The organism is Pedobacter sp. UYP30, from assembly GCF_040547165.1.
Taxonomy (GTDB): domain Bacteria; phylum Bacteroidota; class Bacteroidia; order Sphingobacteriales; family Sphingobacteriaceae; genus Pedobacter.
The window spans coordinates 275229-294427 of the sequence record NZ_JBEPPD010000001.1 but is presented as its reverse complement, the minus strand read 5'-3'; the positions used below and the strand labels follow the sequence as shown (position 1 = coordinate 294427).

14 protein-coding genes are annotated in these 19199 nt (G+C 38.5%); 6 read left to right on the top strand and 8 right to left on the bottom strand.

All coding sequences use genetic code 11. The features are described 5' to 3' along the window. Nucleotides 1–40: 40 nt before the first annotated feature. From ABIB40_RS01330 to dnaE, 6 genes are all read right to left on the bottom strand, one after another. Entirely contained in the window at nucleotides 41–535 is a 495-nt protein-coding gene (locus ABIB40_RS01330; RefSeq protein WP_354355163.1) for a YkgB family protein, read from the bottom strand. 126 nt (nucleotides 536–661) lie between these two features. Further along, a complete protein-coding gene (locus ABIB40_RS01325; protein WP_354355161.1) occupies nucleotides 662–928 on the bottom strand; it encodes a hypothetical protein in 267 nt (88 codons plus the stop codon). A gap of 80 nt (nucleotides 929–1008) precedes the next feature. After that, on the bottom strand, nucleotides 1009–1593 hold the full coding sequence (locus ABIB40_RS01320; RefSeq protein WP_354355159.1) for a sigma-70 family RNA polymerase sigma factor: 585 nt from the start codon (nucleotides 1591–1593) through the stop codon (nucleotides 1009–1011). A 469-nt stretch (nucleotides 1594–2062) separates the two neighbouring features. Further along, nucleotides 2063–3283 carry a PQQ-dependent sugar dehydrogenase gene (locus tag ABIB40_RS01315; RefSeq protein WP_354355157.1) on the bottom strand — a complete coding sequence of 407 codons (1221 nt, stop codon included), beginning with the start codon at nucleotides 3281–3283 and terminating at the stop codon, nucleotides 2063–2065. A gap of 86 nt (nucleotides 3284–3369) precedes the next feature. Then, complete coding sequence (gene trxA / locus ABIB40_RS01310) at nucleotides 3370–3690, bottom strand: thioredoxin (RefSeq protein WP_354355155.1); 321 nt, start codon at nucleotides 3688–3690, stop codon at nucleotides 3370–3372. A gap of 165 nt (nucleotides 3691–3855) precedes the next feature. Further along, nucleotides 3856–8289 (bottom strand): DNA polymerase III subunit alpha, encoded by a 4434-nt coding sequence (gene dnaE / locus ABIB40_RS01305; protein WP_354355153.1) that lies wholly within the window; start codon nucleotides 8287–8289, stop codon nucleotides 3856–3858. Nucleotides 8290–8526: 237 nt separating this feature from the next. On the opposite strand from dnaE, the gene ABIB40_RS01300 reads away from it, so the two are divergent. From ABIB40_RS01300 to ABIB40_RS01275, 6 genes are all read left to right on the top strand, one after another. Then, complete coding sequence (locus tag ABIB40_RS01300; RefSeq protein WP_354355151.1) at nucleotides 8527–10749, top strand: putative Ig domain-containing protein; 2223 nt, start codon at nucleotides 8527–8529, stop codon at nucleotides 10747–10749. Nucleotides 10750–10831: 82 nt separating this feature from the next. After that, a complete protein-coding gene (gene asnS, locus ABIB40_RS01295; RefSeq protein WP_354355149.1) occupies nucleotides 10832–12280 on the top strand; it encodes an asparagine--tRNA ligase in 1449 nt (482 codons plus the stop codon). 192 nt (nucleotides 12281–12472) lie between these two features. Then, entirely contained in the window at nucleotides 12473–14431 is a 1959-nt protein-coding gene (gene gyrB, locus ABIB40_RS01290) for a DNA topoisomerase (ATP-hydrolyzing) subunit B (RefSeq protein ID WP_354355147.1), read from the top strand. 373 nt (nucleotides 14432–14804) lie between these two features. Beyond that, complete coding sequence (locus ABIB40_RS01285) at nucleotides 14805–15326, top strand: hypothetical protein (RefSeq protein WP_354355145.1); 522 nt, start codon at nucleotides 14805–14807, stop codon at nucleotides 15324–15326. Further along, nucleotides 15323–15523 carry a T9SS type B sorting domain-containing protein gene (locus ABIB40_RS01280; protein WP_354355143.1) on the top strand — a complete coding sequence of 67 codons (201 nt, stop codon included), beginning with the start codon at nucleotides 15323–15325 and terminating at the stop codon, nucleotides 15521–15523. Before ABIB40_RS01285 ends, ABIB40_RS01280 begins: the two co-directional genes overlap by 4 nt. A gap of 396 nt (nucleotides 15524–15919) precedes the next feature. Continuing rightward, nucleotides 15920–16552, top strand: coding sequence for a hypothetical protein (locus ABIB40_RS01275; protein WP_354355141.1), 633 nt, complete (start codon nucleotides 15920–15922; stop codon nucleotides 16550–16552). Between the two features lie 96 nt (nucleotides 16553–16648). Here ABIB40_RS01275 and ABIB40_RS01270 read toward each other — a convergent pair whose 3' ends face one another. Both ABIB40_RS01270 and ABIB40_RS01265 read right to left on the bottom strand, forming a co-directional pair. Next, nucleotides 16649–17806 carry an aldose epimerase family protein gene (locus ABIB40_RS01270; protein WP_354355139.1) on the bottom strand — a complete coding sequence of 386 codons (1158 nt, stop codon included), beginning with the start codon at nucleotides 17804–17806 and terminating at the stop codon, nucleotides 16649–16651. A 214-nt stretch (nucleotides 17807–18020) separates the two neighbouring features. Then, nucleotides 18021–19166 carry a glycoside hydrolase family 76 protein gene (locus ABIB40_RS01265; RefSeq protein WP_354355137.1) on the bottom strand — a complete coding sequence of 382 codons (1146 nt, stop codon included), beginning with the start codon at nucleotides 19164–19166 and terminating at the stop codon, nucleotides 18021–18023. Nucleotides 19167–19199 lie beyond the last annotated feature (33 nt).

Here is a 19199-nt window from a genome sequence, read left to right as displayed (position 1 = left end):
TTGTTGATTTGAAAGTTGATTTTGTAAATGGTAAGAATGCTTACCACATCGATTTTTGTGGTGCAGCAGCAAAAGCCTCACCCGCCGTAAAAAGAGAAGCCCCTAAGAGCACAATATCCTTTAAAAGAAATTGGCCTGGCATTGGCGAGATAAAGGGAAATGAATATCCTTTCTGTACAATCCCTGGCGTTGAAAAAAGAAAGGTTAGTGTTATAATAAACGTAATGCATGCGGCAAGGCTTCCCCAAGCAGATACTTTGGGCGCAATTGGCCTACAACATATCAACAGGCCTGTGGTGATTTCTATCACGCCCAACAATTTGGCAAACCCTGTAACCCCAAGCATGGAAGGAAGCCAGGACATGATAGGACTATTGCTTGCCAAAGGAGCAATTCCCTCCGCCTCGTAAGAAGTGAACTTTAATATTCCAATCCATATCAAGACAAGCGCCAGGCCATATCGGATTACTAAAATTCCCCATTTTTGCAGGTTTACTGAATTTTCTGAAATTGTGTTTGTACTTAAATTTTCCATTGTATCGATTGTTTTTTAAAAATGTATAAGCGGGTTTAAAATAAAATATCCGTTTATAACTTTGTCGTACTTTTTGGATAATCCTTACAAAATTCTTCCTTTTTTTTTATTTGGTCGGTCGGGATTTTAGTCCTCGTGCATCTCGTTAATCTTGTTCTGTAGTGCTTCCTTAAAAGCATCGTCGAGTAAAATTCCTGTTGGTGGTTCGCCTAAAACCTTACGGCAGAGCGTTGTTATAAGTTCGCTTTGTTTTTGATAAATCATGCATTCATAGCAGTCTGCCAAATGAACTACCAAATCTACCGCATCCGTAACTGAAAGTTTATCAAATTGCTTTTGCTCTATAAGGCGTGTAGCTCTTTCGCAATCGTTATCGATTTTTCTTTTTGTCATCTGTATATAAATTTAGTGTTGGTATTTGGTATGATGCCCTTTTTCTACAAAAAGGTCTGAAATCAGCCGAACTTCTATTTCTAAAGCCAATTTTTCTGTAAACAAGCCCGAAGATTTAGTTTTGCCCTATGCATAATCACCCAATAATTTGACGAGGTAATATTTAGTTTGCTGCAAATGTCGCCACCTTGTTCGTCATCAATAAATTTCATTGCAAACACCGTGTGCCACAGTTTTGGAAGTTTTCCTAAACAATACTTTAATATATGCTGAAATTCTTTGTCTTCTAAAGCAGTAGAATGTTCTATCCCAAATTCTTTTGGCCTGGCTTCTACTTTCCAATGTCCATCTTGTTGTTCGAAGAATTTGTTTTGATTATTGTCTGCCTGCATGGCAGAGGAGCGCGAACGGTAAACGTCTACAATCTTATACTTTAAAATAGCGGTAAGCCAAGTCTTTTCAGAACTTCTTGCTTTAAAAGTTCCTATTTTCTCCAGGGCAGATAAAAAGGTTTCCTGCACCAAGTCTTTCGCAAGTTCGTCATCATTTAATCTGCTAAAAGCAAACTGATAAAGAAAATCCGCATAATTACATACCCATTCCTTTGGGTTTGCACCGATAGATGTTAAATCGCTCTTGTTTTTTACCTCAACCATATTGTCCATTAGCAAATGGGTTAAATAATTTGTAATTTGATTTTCTTCCGTGCTACCTTAATTGTTTGTCGTAAAAAAGAAGTTTTCCTTACAAACTTTTTTAAATTTTGTTTAGTAATTAACTTATCGAAGTTCAGAGGGTTTCAGTTTTAGGTATAAAAGAGCAATTGTATTTAATTTGGCAGGTCTCCGCATCCTCGTTCTGTCTTAGTAGCTGCAATAATTTCTATTATTTTTATAGATACGAGTACCAATTACCTAAAGATTTGTTTCACGAGAAACATCTTTTTTCTATTTATCGGGGGTCGGCAGGGACTAATCGAGAGATTTAATACAAACGTTGGACATTATAAACTCATAAACTATATTTATCTCCAAACGCAGGGCAGACAAGCGTTTAATTAGAAAAGGAAAAAAATTGGGGCAAAAAAAACTCCTTACATTTCTGCAAGGAGGCTAAAAGTATTTACTTGAATTTTTATTTTTTTGAAATTTTATACAGCTTTCCGCCATCGGTTACGGTGTAAAGTGCTCCATCTTTCCCTTGCGCCATATCTCTAAAACGCTCGCCTTTATCCGCCAACAAACGTTCTTCTCCCACCACTTTATTATTTTTAATCAGCAAACGCGCAATATGCTGACCGCCGAGCGCACCCATAAAAAGATTTCCTTTCCATTCTGGAATCTTGTCACTTTCGTAAAAGGCCATGCAACCTGGCGAAATGCTGGGGTTCCAGTAATAAATAGGTTGCTCCATTCCGGCTTTTTGAGTGATGCCATCACCAACCATTTTACCGCTATATTCTGTTCCGTAGGTAATTACCGGCCAACCATAGTTTTTACCTGGCTTTATAATGTTTACCTCATCGCCTCCTTTTGGGCCAAATTCGGCTTCCCATAAATCGCCTGTTTGCGGGTTGATGGCGAACCCATCGGGATTACGAAAACCATAAGCATAAATCTCTGGTCTTGCATTCGCCTTACCTGCAAAAGGGCCGTTTGGCACCGCTTTTCCATCGGGCGTGATGTGAACGACCTTACCAAGAGAAGAATCTAGTTGTTGCGCTTGCACGCGAATATCTGCACCTGAGCGTTCACCAGTACTCACAAATAAATTTCCATTTTTATCAAACACAATTCTAGAGCCGTATTGTAGTTTACCTTTATAAGATGGCGTTGCACGATAGATTATTTTTTGGTCCTCGATAGAAGTTTCATCGTCAGATAATTTTCCTTTAACAACCGCCAACAAAATAGTTCCATCATCTTGCGGCTCGGAAAAGGTCCAATAAACCATTCTATTTTTTGCGAAGTTTGGGTCTAATGTATTGTCAAGCAATCCGCCTTGTCCCTCTGCATTTACTTCTGGTAAACCCTCTATGGTTTTCGAAGTTGTTCCGTCTGCTTCCAAAATAACCATCGTACCATGTTTTTGAGAGATCAAAAACCTACCATCGGGCATAATAGAAAGCCCCCAAGGGGATTGTAGAGAACTATTTATTACCTCAATCTTGATAGGAGTTGTTGTTTTAACGCCTTTTGCACGAGTTTGCCCATCAAATGCAGGCTTAAAGTCTGCCGTTGTAGGCTTAGTTTCTACAGGATTTTGGGCACAGGCCAAGTTTACCGAAGCAGCGTTAACCAATAGCGCAATAGAAAAGAAACCTATTGTTGAATTAATTTTGGATAAATAGTTCATAATTATTTATTAAAGAATTATCAGAAAAAAGCCCAGCTAGATCATATCGAGCTGGGCGTAAATTATATAACAGTTAAACCTAAAAACTAGGCCAATTGTTTGTTGAGCTTTTCTGCTAAAACCGATTTAGGCACTGCTCCTACTTGTTTGTCTACCACTTCTCCACCTTTAAAAAACAATAAAGCTGGAATGTTTCTAATGCCAAATTGCATCGAAATTTGTGGATTGTTATCTACGTTTACCTTACCCACAATTGCCTGACCATCAAAGTCTTTAGCTATCTCTTCTACTATTGGGCCAACCATGCGACAAGGGCCACACCATTCTGCCCAAAAATCTACCAATACTGGTTTATCTGATTTTAATACAACTTCCTCGAAGTTTGCATCTGTGATTTCTAATGCCATAATTTATTTTTTAGTATTCAAATGTACTTATTCAATAGTAATGCCAACGCACCTTCTATGCCAATTTGACATTTGTTTGAGGGATTACACTCTTTCTTTACACTGATTCAATATCGTGTAAGGAGTTTCAAATAAAATATCTTTAAACTCTTTTAACCCTTAATCTTAGTTTAATTTATAATTCACAACATGTAAACCCTTCAATTGTTCTAAGAATTTATTTGTCGGGTTAATTTTAATGCTTTTAGAGGGCAATTCTACTCTTATATTTTTTTCTTTATCGAAAACCAAAAAATTAAGTGCGCAATTTTGATGTTCTGTACTTGCCTTGTTGTCGTCCACTAAAATCTGTATTTCTTCCATCAGCACATCATCTACCTTATCTAGCGGAACTTGTATGGTAATGCATTTCGCCAATTTATCTCGCAAATCAGAAAGCAACGCGATAGAACCAATCTTAAATTCCCAATCGCCAGCCTTGCCAAATCGCTCGCCTACCCTTCCACGTATTTGTAAAAAATACCCTTCGGTTAAAAACGACTTAAATTTAATAAAATCTTCGCCAAACAGCGCCAACTCGCAACTGTCGTTAAAATCTTCAAAAACGAAAGTACCGAAAGGTTTGCCATTTTTAGTAACACGTTGCGCGGCAGCAACCACAAGGCCGCCAACGCAGATATCTCGATTTTTTAGCGGTTCAAAATCGGCCAAAACTTCCTCATTGGTATCACCCATACGCACTTTGTTAATGGTAGAGAGGTTTTTTACCGTGTGCGTGCAAAATAATTCGAGTTCTAATTTATAATTATCTAACGGATGTCCGGATAGAAATATCCCGATGGCATCTTTCTCATATTTTAAGCGGTCTATAAGCGCCCATTCTGGCGATACCGGCAAGCTTGGTTCTAAAATCATATCGGCTTTTGATCCACCAAAAAGCGAGGCTTGAGAGGTGCTTTCGTTCGCTTGAAAATCATTGGCATATTTAATTATTTTCTCTATGCCATTCATTTTATCATTAGGGCCGATGTAAAAATACTGCGCCCTGTGCCCTCCAAATGCATCTAAAGCCCCACTATAAACAAAACTTTCGTAAGCCTTTTTATTCACTACCCGAGTATTAGATCGTTTTGCAAAATCGTACACGCTAGCAAAACTGCCATTCTTAGCACGCTCTTCTACAATGCTTTCCACCGCCTTTTCACCAACGCCCTTAACCGCCGACATGCCAAAACGAACCTCGCCCTTGGCATTTACCGAGAATTTAAGATCACTTTCATTCACGTCTGGCCCAAGTACCACAACGCCCATTTGCCTGCATTCTTCCATAAAAAATGCCACTTGCTTTATGTCGCTCATGTTGTTGCTTAATACTGCGGCCATGTATTCTGCCGGATAATGTGCTTTTAAATAAGCGGTTTGATAAGCGATCCAAGCGTAGCATGTGGAGTGAGATTTATTAAAAGCATAAGCTGCAAATGCCTCCCAATCTTTCCAAATTTTCTCCAAAGCATCTTTTGCATGGCCTTTTTGTTCAGCTTGCGCGATGAATTTTGGCTTCATCTTATCCAAAACAGCTTTTTGCTTTTTACCCATTGCCTTACGCAACACATCGGCCTCGCCCTTGGTAAAGTCTGCCAATTTTTGAGACAAAAGCATTACCTGTTCTTGATAAACAGTAATGCCATAGGTTTCTTTTAAAAATTCTTCGCAAGCATCCAAATCATATTTAATGGGTTCCTCGCCATTTTTTCTACGTACAAAACTTGGGATATATTCCATCGGCCCAGGTCTATACAGCGCATTCATTGCAATCAGATCATCAAAAACCGTAGGCTTCAATTCCTTCATGTATTTCTGCATCCCCGGACTTTCATACTGAAAAATCCCAATGGTTTCTCCCCGTTGAAAAAGCTCGTAAGTAAGTAAATCATCAATTGGAAAAGCATCTGGGTCTAGCAGAATATCATGTCTTTTCTTTACCAATTTAACGGTGTCTTTAATCAAAGTAAGTGTTTTAAGACCAAGAAAATCCATCTTTAGCAAACCTGCACTTTCTACTACCGAGTTGTCAAACTGGGTGACATACAAATCAGAATCTTTTGCAGTAGCAACAGGCACAAAATCGGTAATGTCACTTGGTGTGATGATTACTCCGCAGGCATGGATGCCGGTATTTCTAAGCGAACCCTCTAAAATTTGAGCTTGTGTAAGTGTTTCTGCGCTTAAATCTTTTTTTAACAGAAGCGACTTCAGCTCGACCACCTTTTCATATTCATCGGCACGAAGTGCGGCCTTTAACTGCTTTTCATCTAACGTAAATATTTTTGCAAGCTTCATGTTAGGAATGAGCTTGGCAATCTTATCAGCTTCAAAAAGAGGCAAATCCAACACCCTTGCCGTATCTCTAATGGAAGATTTTGCAGCCATGGTACCGTAGGTAATGATCTGCGCCACCTGACTGGAACCATACTTATTGATTACATAATCCATTACCCGGCCTCTGCCCTCGTCATCAAAATCTATATCTATATCGGGCATAGACACACGATCTGGATTTAGAAAACGCTCAAAAAGCAAATCGTATTTAAGGGGATCTATGTTGGTTATGCCAAGGCAATAAGCCACTACAGAGCCTGCTGCAGAACCCCTGCCCGGCCCAACAGACACATCTCTGCGCCGCGCTTCGGCAATAAAATCTTGTACAATTAAGAAATATCCCGGGTAACCGGTCTTCTCTATAGTTGCCAATTCGAAATCAAGTCGATCTTTAATTTCATCGGTAATTGCATCGTATCTTCTGGCCGCTCCTTCATACGTTAAGTGGCTTAAAAATTTATTCTCTCCTCTTTTTCCTGCATCTGCCTCGTCTTCAACCACCAAAAACTCTTCCGGAATATCAAACTTGGGCAGCAAAACCTCTCTTGCTAATTTATAGGCTTCAATCTTATCTACAATTTCTTTGATGTTAAAAATTGCCTCGGGCAAATCTGCAAAAAGGTTTTTCATCTCTTCTGCCGATTTAAAATAATACTCTTGGTTTGGCAATCCAAATCTAAAACCACGACCTCTGCCTATCGGTGTGCCTTGCTTTTCGCCATCTTTTACACAAAGTAAAATATCGTGTGCGTTGGCATCCTTTTTATTAATATAATACGTGTTATTTGTAGCAACCAATTTTACTTGGTGTTTTTTTGCTAGCGAGACGAGGTCTTGGTTAATCCTGTCTTCATCTTCTTGATGATGACGCATTACCTCAACATAAAAATCTTCATTAAAAGTCTGTTTCCACCATTGCAAAGCTTCTTCTGCTTGCTTTTCACCAAGGTTTAAGAGCTTGTTGGAGATTTCTCCATATAAGTTTCCCGAAAGAACAATGATGTCATTTTTGTAGGCCTCGACAATTTTCCTGTCTATTCTGGGTACATAATAAAAGCCTTTTGTGTACGCAATAGACGACATTTTGGCCAAATTGTGGTATCCCTTTTTGTTCTTAGCCAAAAATACCATTTGGTAGCCATCGTCTTTATGGCTTCTATCTAAATGGTCATTACAAACAAAAAATTCTACACCTACAATTGGTTTTACGATGGTTTCTGTCGCTTTCTGCCCCTCTGCTAACAAAGCTGCATTCTTTTCTTCTGCCGCTTTGTTGTGGTTTAAAGTTTGGGCAACAAAATGAAAAGCCCCCATCATGTTTGCATGGTCGGTAATGGCAACGGCTGGCATTTTTAAATCGGCTGCTGCTTTAATTAAATCGCCAATGCTTATGGTACTTTGCAACACAGAAAACTGTGTATGGTTATGAAGATGAGCAAACTCTGCCGAAACCAATTCTTGTTTGTTCTCTGCAATGTCTTGTTTAGAGATTCCTGTACCTTCACTTTTTTGCAAACGCTTCCTTATTTCCTCAGAAGCGCTTTTTAAATTGAAGTGCTTAATGCCAAAGTTTTTGATTTGGCTTGGATTTACCTCTTTAAACTTCGGAAAATATTCAGCATCGACCAATAATTGCTCTTTTGAGAAACCACCGTTTCTTAGCAATTCAAAAAAACACTTTGCAGTCGCTTCAACATCCGCTGTAGCGTTATGTGCCTCATTAAATGGACTGCCAAACAAATATTGATGTAATTCGGTAAGTGTTGGTAATTTAAACTTACCGCCTCTACCGCCTGGCAGTTTTAATAAGCTCGCGGTTATTTCTGTACAAGTATCTAGCAGTGGTAATTCTGCTAAGCTTTGGGAAACGCCAAGTCGAAAAAACTCAGCGCCCATAATATTTACGTCGAAGCCTAAATTCTGGCCAACAATAAATTTGGTTTTTGAAAGCACAAGCTGAAATTTCTCCAGCATATCCTCTATAGATATTCCCTGCTCTTCTGCTAATTCAGTAGAAATACCGTGTACCCTTTCTGCATCGTAAGGAATGTTAAAACCTACGGGTTTAATTAGATAATCCTCGTGAGATATTAACCTGCCCATCTCATCATGTAACTGCCAAGCAATTTGGATACAACGGGGCCAATTCTCTACATCAGAGATTGGGGCATTATAATTACGGGGCAATCCGGTTGTTTCGGTATCAAAAATTAGGTACATAGCTATTGGGTAATCTCTCCAGAAGAAGATAAAAAATGGATTTCAAAAATAGGGAATTTAGCACCGAAGCTTGTCAGGTATTTATCAACAATTGCGTAAAAATAGTTTAAAGAAAAAACTCTAACTTACTTAAATTCTTACTAGACTTTTAGAGAAACCAGCGCTAGCATGATGGAGAAATGGCAATTAAAAAAAGTATTTTTTTTCCTTACCTTAGGGCGCATTTAAGAAAAAAACATGAGAAAATTTTTGACCGTTATGCTCGTTTTTACAGCATTTATTTTAAATACGCATGCTCAAACCATCCATCTTTCAAACAGTTGGAAGTTTACAACAGGAGATAGCAGCATTTATAAAACCTCAACATTCGATGATTCAAACTGGCAAAACATTGCAGTTGGGGAAAGTTGGGAAATGCAGGGGCACGCCAATTACGATGGCTTTGGCTGGTATCGGGTACATTTTCTACTGCCCTCGGCAATTAAGCAAAAATCATTCTTAAAAGACAGTTTAATGTTGAGTTTGGGTGATGTAGATGATGGTGATGAGGTTTACCTAAATGGCCAGCCGATTGGTATAAACGGAAATGGCGGCGGCGATGACATTAAGCAGGGAAGATACGGCAGGAGAATCTATAAAATATCGGTAAACAATCCTGCGCTAAATTGGGAAAAAGAAAACCTATTGGCAGTACGTGTTTATGATAGCGGCGGTGCCGGGGGCATAACAGGCAGCGATTTTTCGATACGCATGATTGACGTAACCGATGAACTCAAAATAGATACTGGAGGAGATATGGTGTTAACCGGAAGCAATAATTTCTCTCAAACCATAAAAATTATCCCACTTTCTAATAAAACCTACAGAGGGCAGCTTTCTATAAGTTTTAAAGACCCAGAAACTCGCAGAAAATATGCAGAGCGATTCGTTTCTGTACAAACCTCCAAAAGCAAGCCGTTTACTTTTACTTTCAAAGAAAATATGCCTATGGCAAAATCTTATGCACTAACCTATACATTTAGAGAATCAACCTCTGGAAAGGCATTAACATCAACCATCTTCACGCCGTATATTTTAACTCCAAAGGTAAGTTTGCAACCAAAAGTAAACGGTGCTTCGGATTATGGAGCTACCTCTGGTAACGATTTTTTATACAAGATACCAGCAACAGGTAAGCAACCGCTTACCTATGGCGCAACAGATTTACCAACTGGATTAACTTTAGACGAAAAAACGGGAATTATTACTGGGAAGACTCCAAAAGATGGCGAATATGCTGTTAAATTATCCGTTAAAAACGAACTCGGCTCGGCAGCGAAAACTTTAAAAATTAAAGTGGGCAATCTAATTGGTCTTACTCCTACGCTCGGTTGGAACAGCTGGAATGCATGGGGATTGAGTGTGAGTTCTGAAAAAGTAATGATTTCTGCCAAGCAAATGGCTGATAAATTGAGCAGACACGGCTGGAGTTACATTAACATAGACGATGGTTGGGAAGCAGAAACTCGTGCCGCAAATGGCGAAATAGTAGCGAATGAAAAGTTTCCAGATATGAAGGCACTGGCCGACAGCGTACATGCACTCGGTTTAAAGATTGGGATTTACTCCTCGCCCGGACCAAAAACTTGTGGAGGCTACTTGGGGAGTTATCAACACGAAATGCAAGACGCTCAAACCTATGCGGCTTGGGGAATCGACTACTTAAAATACGACTGGTGTTCTTACGGCGATATTGCGCCGAACAATCCAAATTTGGCAGAACTCAAGAAGCCTTATGAAGTGATGCGCAGGGAATTAAATATCGCAAAAAGAGATATTATTTACAGCCTTTGCCAATATGGCATGGGAGATGTTTGGAAATGGGGCGCGAGCATAGGCGCGAACAGTTGGCGCACAACAGGCGACATTAACGACTCTTGGCAAAGCATGTCTGGTATAGGCTTTAACCAAGAAAACGTGGTAAAGTATGCCGAACCTGGACATTTTAACGATCCAGATATGTTGGTGGTTGGCAAAGTGGGCTGGGGTCCAAACCTGCATAATACTCGTTTAACACCCGATGAGCAATATACCCACATTAGTTTATGGTCTATGCAAGCCGCACCACTACTTATAGGTTGCGACATGGGTCAGCTAGATAACTTTACGCTAAATCTTTTAACCAACGATGAAGTTCTCGCTATAAACCAAGACGAACTTGGATTGGCTGCAAGACAGGTGGTTAAAACGCCAACTTACCAAATATGGATTAAAGACCTGAGCGACGGGACAAAAGCAATTGGAATTTTTAACCTTTCAGAACATTACCAAACCGTTCCTATCGACTTAGATAAAATGAACATTGCTAAAGATGTTGATTGTAGGGATGTTTGGAGACAAAAGGACATAGGAAAGTTAACAGGTGTGGCGAATTCAAATATCCCACCGCATGGAGTTTTGCTGCTAAAAACGGTTAAGTAGGCAATGATTAAACTTTTCTGTTTTAATCTCTTTTCTAGTTATCATTGTTGATTTGTACTTTTGTCGGCAAATAAAAGAAAACATGTTGAAGCGAAGAAAAATTAAAGATTTATTAAGTAGTAGAGAATTAGATGCTACAGTTACCGTTATGGGTTGGGTAAAAACCTTTCGCAATAACCGATTCATTGCTTTAAATGATGGGTCTTGTCTTTCTAATATTCAATTGGTTATCGCACTAGATTCACTTCCAGAAAGTACCGTTAAACGAATAACTACCGGAGCGGCCATCTCTGCAACCGGAACCTTGATTGCATCTCTGGGCAAAGGGCAAACGGTAGAAATTAAAGTAAATGAGCTAGAAATTTTGGGTGATAGCAACGCAGAGAAGTTTCCTCTACAACCTAAAAAACATAGTTTAGAGTTTTTGAGAGAAATTGCACACCTTCGCTTTAGAACCAATACGTTTAATGCAGTTTTTAAAGTTCGGCATGCGTTATCGTTTGCTATTAATAAGTTTTTTAACGACAGAGGATTTGTGTTGATGCATACGCCTATCATCACGGCAAGTGATGCAGAAGGTGCAGGCGAGATGTTTAAAGTTACCACATTAGACTTTGATCATACCCCACGTACCGAAGATGGAAAGGTCGATTTTTCTGAGGATTTTTTCGCTCGTGCCACTAATTTAACAGTATCTGGTCAGTTGGAAGGAGAACTTGCCGCAATGGCTTTTGGGCAGATCTATACCTTTGGCCCTACTTTTAGGGCAGAGAATAGCAATACAACACGTCACCTTGCAGAGTTTTGGATGATTGAACCAGAGATTGCTTTCGCAGATTTAGATGACAATATGCAGCTGGCAGAAGACATGATGAAATACGTCATCAGCTATGCTAAAGAAAACTGCGAGGAGGAATTAGCCTTTCTAAACAACCGGTTGTTGGAGGAAGAAAAGCAGAAGCCTCAAAACGAGCGTTCGGAACTCAATTTATTAGACAAGCTTCAGTTCTGTTTAGACAACGATTTTGAGCGGTTAACCTACACCGAAGCGATAGCGATTTTAAGATCATCTAAACCAAACCAGAAAAAGCAATTTAAATACTTGATAGATGAATGGGGTGCAGATTTGCAGAGTGAGCACGAAAGGTATTTGGTTGAGAAGCATTTTAAAAAGCCGGTAATTCTAACGGATTATCCTGCAAATATCAAAGCATTTTACATGAGGCAGAACGAACCTGATGCTGAAGGTAGAAAAACCGTTGCCGCAATGGATATTTTGTTTCCAGGCATTGGTGAAATGATTGGTGGGGCGCAAAGAGAAGAACGGTTGGATAAACTAACACAGAGAATGCAAGAAATGGACATCTCAGAAGAAGAACTCTCGTGGTATTTAGATACACGCAGATTCGGTACAGCGCCACATGCTGGCTTTGGCTTAGGTTTCGAGCGTTTAGTGCTTTTCGTAACCGGTATGACCAATATTAGAGACGTAATTGCTTTCCCAAGGTTTCCGAAAAATGCAGAGTTTTAGTAATTGCTAGTCAACACTTTATTAAGTTTAAAGAGATCAATCAAAAATAACAGATTTAAGCGCCCATTTCTAAAACGAGAGGACTTTTAACGCTTAAAGAAAGCGTTATTCAATATGGCCGAAACTTACCAACACATTGGGTAAAATGGCATATTTTGCGTATTTTTGATACTTATAGTTTTTAATTAACAAATGAGCGAAGAACAAGAATCAAAGTCAAATTATTCGGCAGATAATATACAGGTTTTAGAAGGTTTAGAAGCGGTGCGTAAGCGCCCTTCGATGTATATTGGAGACACGGGCGTTAAAGGTTTGCACCATTTGGTTTATGAGGTTGTAGATAACTCTATAGATGAGGCTTTGGCTGGCCATGCAGATACCATTGATGTTGTCATCTTAAAAGACAATTCTATAAGAGTTGAAGACAATGGCCGTGGTATTCCAACAGGAATTACTAAAAAAGAAAAAAAATCAGCATTAGAAATCGTAATGACGGTTTTACACGCAGGTGGTAAATTTGACAAAGACACTTATAAAGTTTCTGGCGGTTTGCACGGTGTTGGGGTAAGTTGTGTAAACGCGCTTTCTACACATTTACGTGCAGAGGTGCATAGAGAAGGCAAAATTTGGTTGCAAGAATACAACATTGGTAAGCCACTTTATGACGTAAAAGAGATAGGCTTAACAGACAAACGCGGTACTATTGTAACCTTTACACCAGACGATACCATTTTTACCCAGACCACAGAATATAAGTATGATACCCTTGCGGGAAGATTACGCGAACTTGCGTTTCTAAATAAAGGTATTACGCTAAGTCTCACTGATGAGCGCGACCCTGAGGTTGAAGGAGAATTTCCAAAAGAAATCTTTCATTCTGAAGGCGGACTAAAGGAGTTTGTTAGCTTTTTAGACGGAACTCGAGCGTCATTTTTACCCGAGCCAATCTACATAGATGGAATTAAAAATGGTGTTCCCGTAGAATTGGCTTTCCAATACAACGACAGTTATGCGGAAAATGTCCACTCTTACGTAAATAACATTAATACACACGAAGGTGGAACGCATATCGCCGGTTTTAGAAGAGGTTTAACACGTACACTAAAATCTTATGCAGATAAGTCTGGGATGTTAAAAAACCTGAAAATGGAAATTACGGGCGATGACTTTCGTGAAGGTCTTACTGCTGTTGTTTCTGTAAAAGTTCAGGAGCCACAGTTTGAGGGTCAAACTAAAACCAAACTCGGTAATAGTGAGGTATCTGGCGCAGTCGATATAGCTGTTGGAGAGGCACTTGGAGCTTACTTGGAGGAGAATCCTAAGGAAGCTCGGATGATCATCAGTAAAGTAATTTTAGCCGCTACCGCACGTGCAGCCGCCCGCAAAGCCAGAGAAATGGTGCAGCGTAAAAGTGTAATGGGCGGTTCTGGACTTCCTGGAAAATTAGCCGATTGCTCTGACAGCGACCCCGTAAAATGCGAAATTTATTTGGTTGAGGGAGATTCGGCTGGTGGAACAGCTAAACAAGGACGAGATAGAAACATTCAAGCCATTTTACCTTTGAAGGGTAAAATTCTGAATGTGGAAAAAGCCATGGAGCATAAAATTTATGAAAATGACGAGATAAAGAATATGTTCACAGCTTTAGGAGTAAGCATAGGTACAGATGAGGATGCCAAAGGCTTGAACATTGCAAAACTACGCTATCATAAAATCGTAATCATGACGGATGCGGATATTGATGGTTCGCACATTACCACGCTTATTTTAACATTTTTCTATCGCTACATGCGTGCGCTAATAGAAGCCGGATACGTGTATATTGCGTCTCCGCCATTGTACCAAGTAAAAAAAGGTAAGGATTTCGAATATTGCTGGAATGACAAGGAACGTGATGCTGCGGTACAAAGATTAAAGGGCGCAGGTAAAGAAGAAAGTGTGCACATTCAGCGGTATAAAGGTTTGGGAGAAATGAACGCAGAACAACTTTGGGATACTACCTTAAATCCTGCAACGCGTACTTTATTGCAAGCAACCATAGAAAATGCCGCAGAGTGCGATCATACTTTTTCTATGTTAATGGGCGATGAAGTTGCACCACGTAGAGAGTTTATAGAGCGTAATGCTAAGTATGCAAAGATTGATGCGTAGTTGGAGCAAATAAATAGTACTTAAAAGCCTCATTGAAAAATGGGGCTTTTTTGGGTTTGTTTTTAATTAGTAAAAATGAAAGAGTTAACAACAGATTAATGGTTTGATACCTGAAAATCGTTTCTTGATTTTGATATCGAGAAATCGCTTGGAAAGGTTAAACAAATGGTGTTAGAACCGCAAAGTTTTACTTTTTACACCTCTATTTCTGTAATGTCTTATTCTAAAATTGAGGGTTAGCAAATGGAATTGCAAAGCTATGTGAAACACAAGTAATCTCCATTTGGTTTTTATAGCCATTTAGCGATGGCAACGGTAGAATTGGAAGACTGCTTGAAAAATGGTTTTTAGCCGAGAAACTTGGAGGCAGCACATGTTTTATCCAGTCAGAAAAGTACTATTACCAAAATGTAAAAATGAGTATTATAACAATCTTGCAAGAATGGGGATGTTTTACCAAAAACTAGGTTTTCAGAAATGGACTAACGAAAAAGGTCAGATTTTTATAACAGACAAGAATATTTCCATGATGAAATCTGGCAGATACGAACTAAACGTTGAGGATGGCGTTGGTTGCCAAAAAACATATACATTTCTAATTAAAGAAAACTCTAAAGCTATTGCACAGCCCTTTGCAAATGACTTAAAAATTTGTGCGCCAGGCGCTGCGATATTAATTATCAACAACCCTTCTTCTGAATTTGGATATCGCTTGTACGATGATTTTGAAAATTCTATTCCGTTAGATGATCAAAAATCCGGGCGCTCCAACATCACTACAGACAAAAAGAAAAGTTTGTGTATTACCCAGTTTACAGGCGATTGTGAGAGTTCCAGAAAAGAAGTAAAGGTTAAAATTGGCTTCAACTTGTATAACATCCCAAATACTATTTGACCAAATGGAGATGGAATAAACGACATCTTGATATTAAAAGATATCGGAAATTATCCAAATATTTCGGTAAAATTTTTAATCGGCTTGGCGCGTTGGTTTTCGAGTCTCTAAATTATCAAACCCCATTTGATGGAAAAGTAAAGGGTGTTGATTTGCCAAACGGAGTATATTTTTACATATTAAAAATCAGCGCTTAGTGCGGCCCTATTTCTGGCAGATTAACGATTTTACGTTAACCCAAACTTGAAGCACATAAAAAATATAAACCTGAAAAAAGTCTCCAACAAATTTTCTTTTAAAATCTTATGAGCTATATAAAATGTCATGCCGGATTTCTTTAGTTCAAAAGCTTCCGTTTTCGCACCTTCCTCTATTTTTTTTTATCTGAGAGGCCTGAAGAATTTTTTCTTTTTAGAATTTACAATGATTACCTAAAATTGTTAAAATCTCATCCTTCAATTAATCGAGTAAGACAGGATTTAACCAAAAAAAATTAAAAAAATAATTCCTGATCAAATTGAATTCTATACTTTAGTAAAAAAATGATTTGTCACGTTAATCCACCCGTCCTTAAAACGTTAATAAAACTTAAAATGAATAAACGAATTAATACCGTCCTGTTTATTTCTTTAGTAATCTGTGTTTTTTTCGCAGAACCTACCTTTGCGCAAAGATATGTGCAACCAGAAAGAAATGACACCACTTATTTGATGCCTAAAAGACCCTTCGATGTAAATTTGGCCAAAAGCGAACTTGGCAAAGGCACGGCAACCATTAAAGGAGTGGCTTTTATAAGACCAAAAAACCACATGTCTTTTAACTTACCAGGTAAGAAACTCTATGCAAATAAAATATTAATTAAACTTTTCCCCGTTAATTCTTATTTTAATGAGTTTTTGGATTTGAAGAAAAAAGAAAATCCCAAAAAACTAAAATTTGCTTTTATGTCGCCAAAAGCCTTTAAGTATAGATTGGAAGCGGTTACGAATAGCTCAGGAGAATTTACCTTCCCAAATATGAAGCCGGGTAAATATTACATCGAAGGTATCATCAATTGGACCCGAAGTGGCACTTATCAACAATATACAGGTAGTGGCTATGACAATTACGGAGATAGGGCAGACTACTATCAGAATCAAAATTATACCAATTACAATCAAGATTTAATTAAGGAAATTGTAGAGGTTAATGAAGCAGGAGAAGTGGTGCATGTAAAACTAAATTAAACGAGCGTATTGAGTAATATTCGATAACATTTCGAATTATTAATTAAAATGAATAAAACTGGAAACCAGCATAAAATAGCTCGCAAAGATTAGATGTTATTTCCTCACTCCAAATTTAAATACTGTTTGCGAACTAAATTTTTCTCCAGGCCTTAAAATTGTATTCGGAAATTCTGGCTTGTTTGGCGAATCTGGATAATGTTGTGTTTCTAGACAAAACGCTCCATTTTTTGCCAACGGCTTACCTCCTCGTCCAATTATTTTTTCATTTAGATAATTGGCCGTATAGAATACCAGTCCGGGCTCGGTGGTATAAACCTGCAGCGTTCTTCCGCTCAAAGGTTCGAAAGCAGAAGCTGCCAATGCTAACTTACCTGTTTTATTGCGCAATGCAAACGTGAGGTCATAGCCTTGGCCGAAAATTAGTTGTTCATCATTTTTTAAAATGTCTCTGCCTATTTGCTTTGCGCTAGTAAAATCATAAGGCGTTCCTTTTACATCTAGCAATTTACCAGATGGCATTGCGTCTTTGTCAGCCTGTAGGTATTTATCAGCATTAATACTCAACTCTGTATTCAAAACTTTGTCGTTTTTACCGCCAGAAAGATTAAAGTAACTATGATTGGTAAGGACAACGGGCGTGGCTTTATCAGTTGTAGCAGCATAATCTATGCTCAATTGATTATCGTTGGTAAGCGTATAAGTTATAGTTACGTGTAAGTTTCCCGGAAAACCTTCCTCGCCATCTTTACTAAAATAAGTTACCTTTAAAGCCACCTGCTTTTTGCCGGGAACTTCCTCAATATTCCAAATTTTTCTGTCAAACCCGAGCTTGCCGCCGTGTATGTTCGAAGTTAGTTGAAATTCCCTTCCATCGAGCGTAAATTTTCCATTAAAAATACGGTTGGCCACACGACCTACTGCAGAACCGAGCAATTGGTTTTGCTTCCCGGTATACGACTTGAGCGAATCGAACCCGAGCACAACGCTACCCATTTCGCCATTTCTATCGGGTGTTTCTATATCTATTATCGCAGCACCATAGTTGATTACTTTTACCAACATGCCCCGGCTATTTTTAAGGGTGTATTTATAAATTTTCTGACCATCTAGTTCGCCAAATAGTGCTTTGGAAATCGTAGGTTTAACTGCCTGAAATCTGCCTTTATGCTTACGGTGCAATGATTTCGAGAAAGTAGAAGTAGTTAATAAAACTAGAAAAAGAAAGAAGAAGCTGCGCACTATTTTTTTCACTAACACTTATCGAATTTTAAAAAATTATGATTGATTATTTATTTTACATCTACCCACCATCATAATTAATACAATAGTAATTGCTAATTAGTCGGCTGTTGGGATTATATCAGCTAAATATTGGTGCTTTTCTAGGCTTTCAAAACAACTGCTGAAGACAAAAACAACAACAGCTTATACTTTTTTAACAATATTTTCTTTAAGTCTAAAGACGCTAACGCTTGGTGCTTGCTAAATTATTATTTTTTTCCAACCAAGCAAAACGCGCAAGTATTTCTAGCATTCCTCCCTGTTCTACCAAATTTTGTACACCGTCTTTTCCAGTAAACACTCCTTGGTTGTTTTTTTCATTTTGTAGAGCATTATCAAGGCATTTTTTAAAACCCATAACGTATTTTGTGTCTTTGTTATATTTTAATAAATGCTGATAAGCCCTCAACAATACTGCATTAAACCAATAACCGTCTCTAAATTTATCACGGCCATAAAAAAATGTAAGCGAACTATCTGCTATGGCATTTGCTTCTGTTAAATATTTTTTATCTTTTGTTATTTCATACAAATACACGTTAGATTCTAGCATAGTGCCGGTATTGTAAGATAAAATTGGCCCATCAACTTTGCCATCAGCTGTTTTTATATTGTCGTAATACAGTTTATTGGGAGCCTGCAATTTCTCGTTTGTCCAGTCAAATATTTTCAACGCTGTGTCAAGGTAGGCTTTGTTCTTGGTAGCCCGATACAATTGCAATGCTACCAACACGCCAGGGCCGTTAGAGCAGGTGTTTTTAGAGCTTGTTGAACCTTCTTTCCAGTACAATCCGCCGCCTAAAACTTGGTCATGGCCAGTCATCATAAAATTATACATTGCCTTTCCAAGTTCGAGGTCTTTTTTCTGATTTGTACGGGCGTAAGCATTTAAAGCGGTTATTCCTATCCACTGATTGTCATCGTAATAACGCTCTCCAGGTTTTAATTTCATGATATAGTCAGAGTAGCCTGGTGCGGGTGCGGCAGTATCGTAATAATAGGTAAGTTGCTTTTCTATGCTAGCCATCAACTCGTCTTTCGGTTCTAGTTTTTCTATCTCGTTCGCCGCTTGGTATAATGCACAATGTGCCCAGAAATAGGTGTACTTTCTAAGAAAACCGTTTTTAACTTCCCACTGAGTAGAATCTATCACTATTTTGTAATACCCCGAGGCCTGGTTGTAGAAGTTTTTATTAATTGCAGCCTGAAGCGACTGCATTTCTTTTTTATAAAAACCATCGCCTCTTTTTGCTTTCTGCTGTGCTGAAAGAAAACTTGAGAAAAAGGTTAAACACAAAAGAACTGAGAAATATTTTTTAGTGATAATCATGGTCAGATAATTTATTTAGCGATGTTGTTGTTG

What these genes read in the sequence shown, in the direction of transcription:
- ABIB40_RS01330 (WP_354355163.1), bottom strand. Translation starts at nt 535, where the DNA reads ATGGAAAATTTAAGTACAAACACAATTTCAGAAAATTCAGTAAACCTG.
- ABIB40_RS01325 (WP_354355161.1), bottom strand. Translation starts at nt 928, where the DNA reads ATGACAAAAAGAAAAATCGATAACGATTGCGAAAGAGCTACACGCCTT.
- ABIB40_RS01320 (WP_354355159.1), bottom strand. Translation starts at nt 1,593, where the DNA reads ATGGACAATATGGTTGAGGTAAAAAACAAGAGCGATTTAACATCTATC.
- ABIB40_RS01315 (WP_354355157.1), bottom strand. Translation starts at nt 3,283, where the DNA reads ATGAACTATTTATCCAAAATTAATTCAACAATAGGTTTCTTTTCTATT.
- trxA (WP_354355155.1), bottom strand. Translation starts at nt 3,690, where the DNA reads ATGGCATTAGAAATCACAGATGCAAACTTCGAGGAAGTTGTATTAAAA.
- dnaE (WP_354355153.1), bottom strand. Translation starts at nt 8,289, where the DNA reads ATGTACCTAATTTTTGATACCGAAACAACCGGATTGCCCCGTAATTAT.
- ABIB40_RS01300 (WP_354355151.1), top strand. Translation starts at nt 8,527, where the DNA reads ATGAGAAAATTTTTGACCGTTATGCTCGTTTTTACAGCATTTATTTTA.
- asnS (WP_354355149.1), top strand. Translation starts at nt 10,832, where the DNA reads ATGTTGAAGCGAAGAAAAATTAAAGATTTATTAAGTAGTAGAGAATTA.
- gyrB (WP_354355147.1), top strand. Translation starts at nt 12,473, where the DNA reads ATGAGCGAAGAACAAGAATCAAAGTCAAATTATTCGGCAGATAATATA.
- ABIB40_RS01285 (WP_354355145.1), top strand. Translation starts at nt 14,805, where the DNA reads ATGTTTTATCCAGTCAGAAAAGTACTATTACCAAAATGTAAAAATGAG.
- ABIB40_RS01275 (WP_354355141.1), top strand. Translation starts at nt 15,920, where the DNA reads ATGAATAAACGAATTAATACCGTCCTGTTTATTTCTTTAGTAATCTGT.
- ABIB40_RS01265 (WP_354355137.1), bottom strand. Translation starts at nt 19,166, where the DNA reads ATGATTATCACTAAAAAATATTTCTCAGTTCTTTTGTGTTTAACCTTT.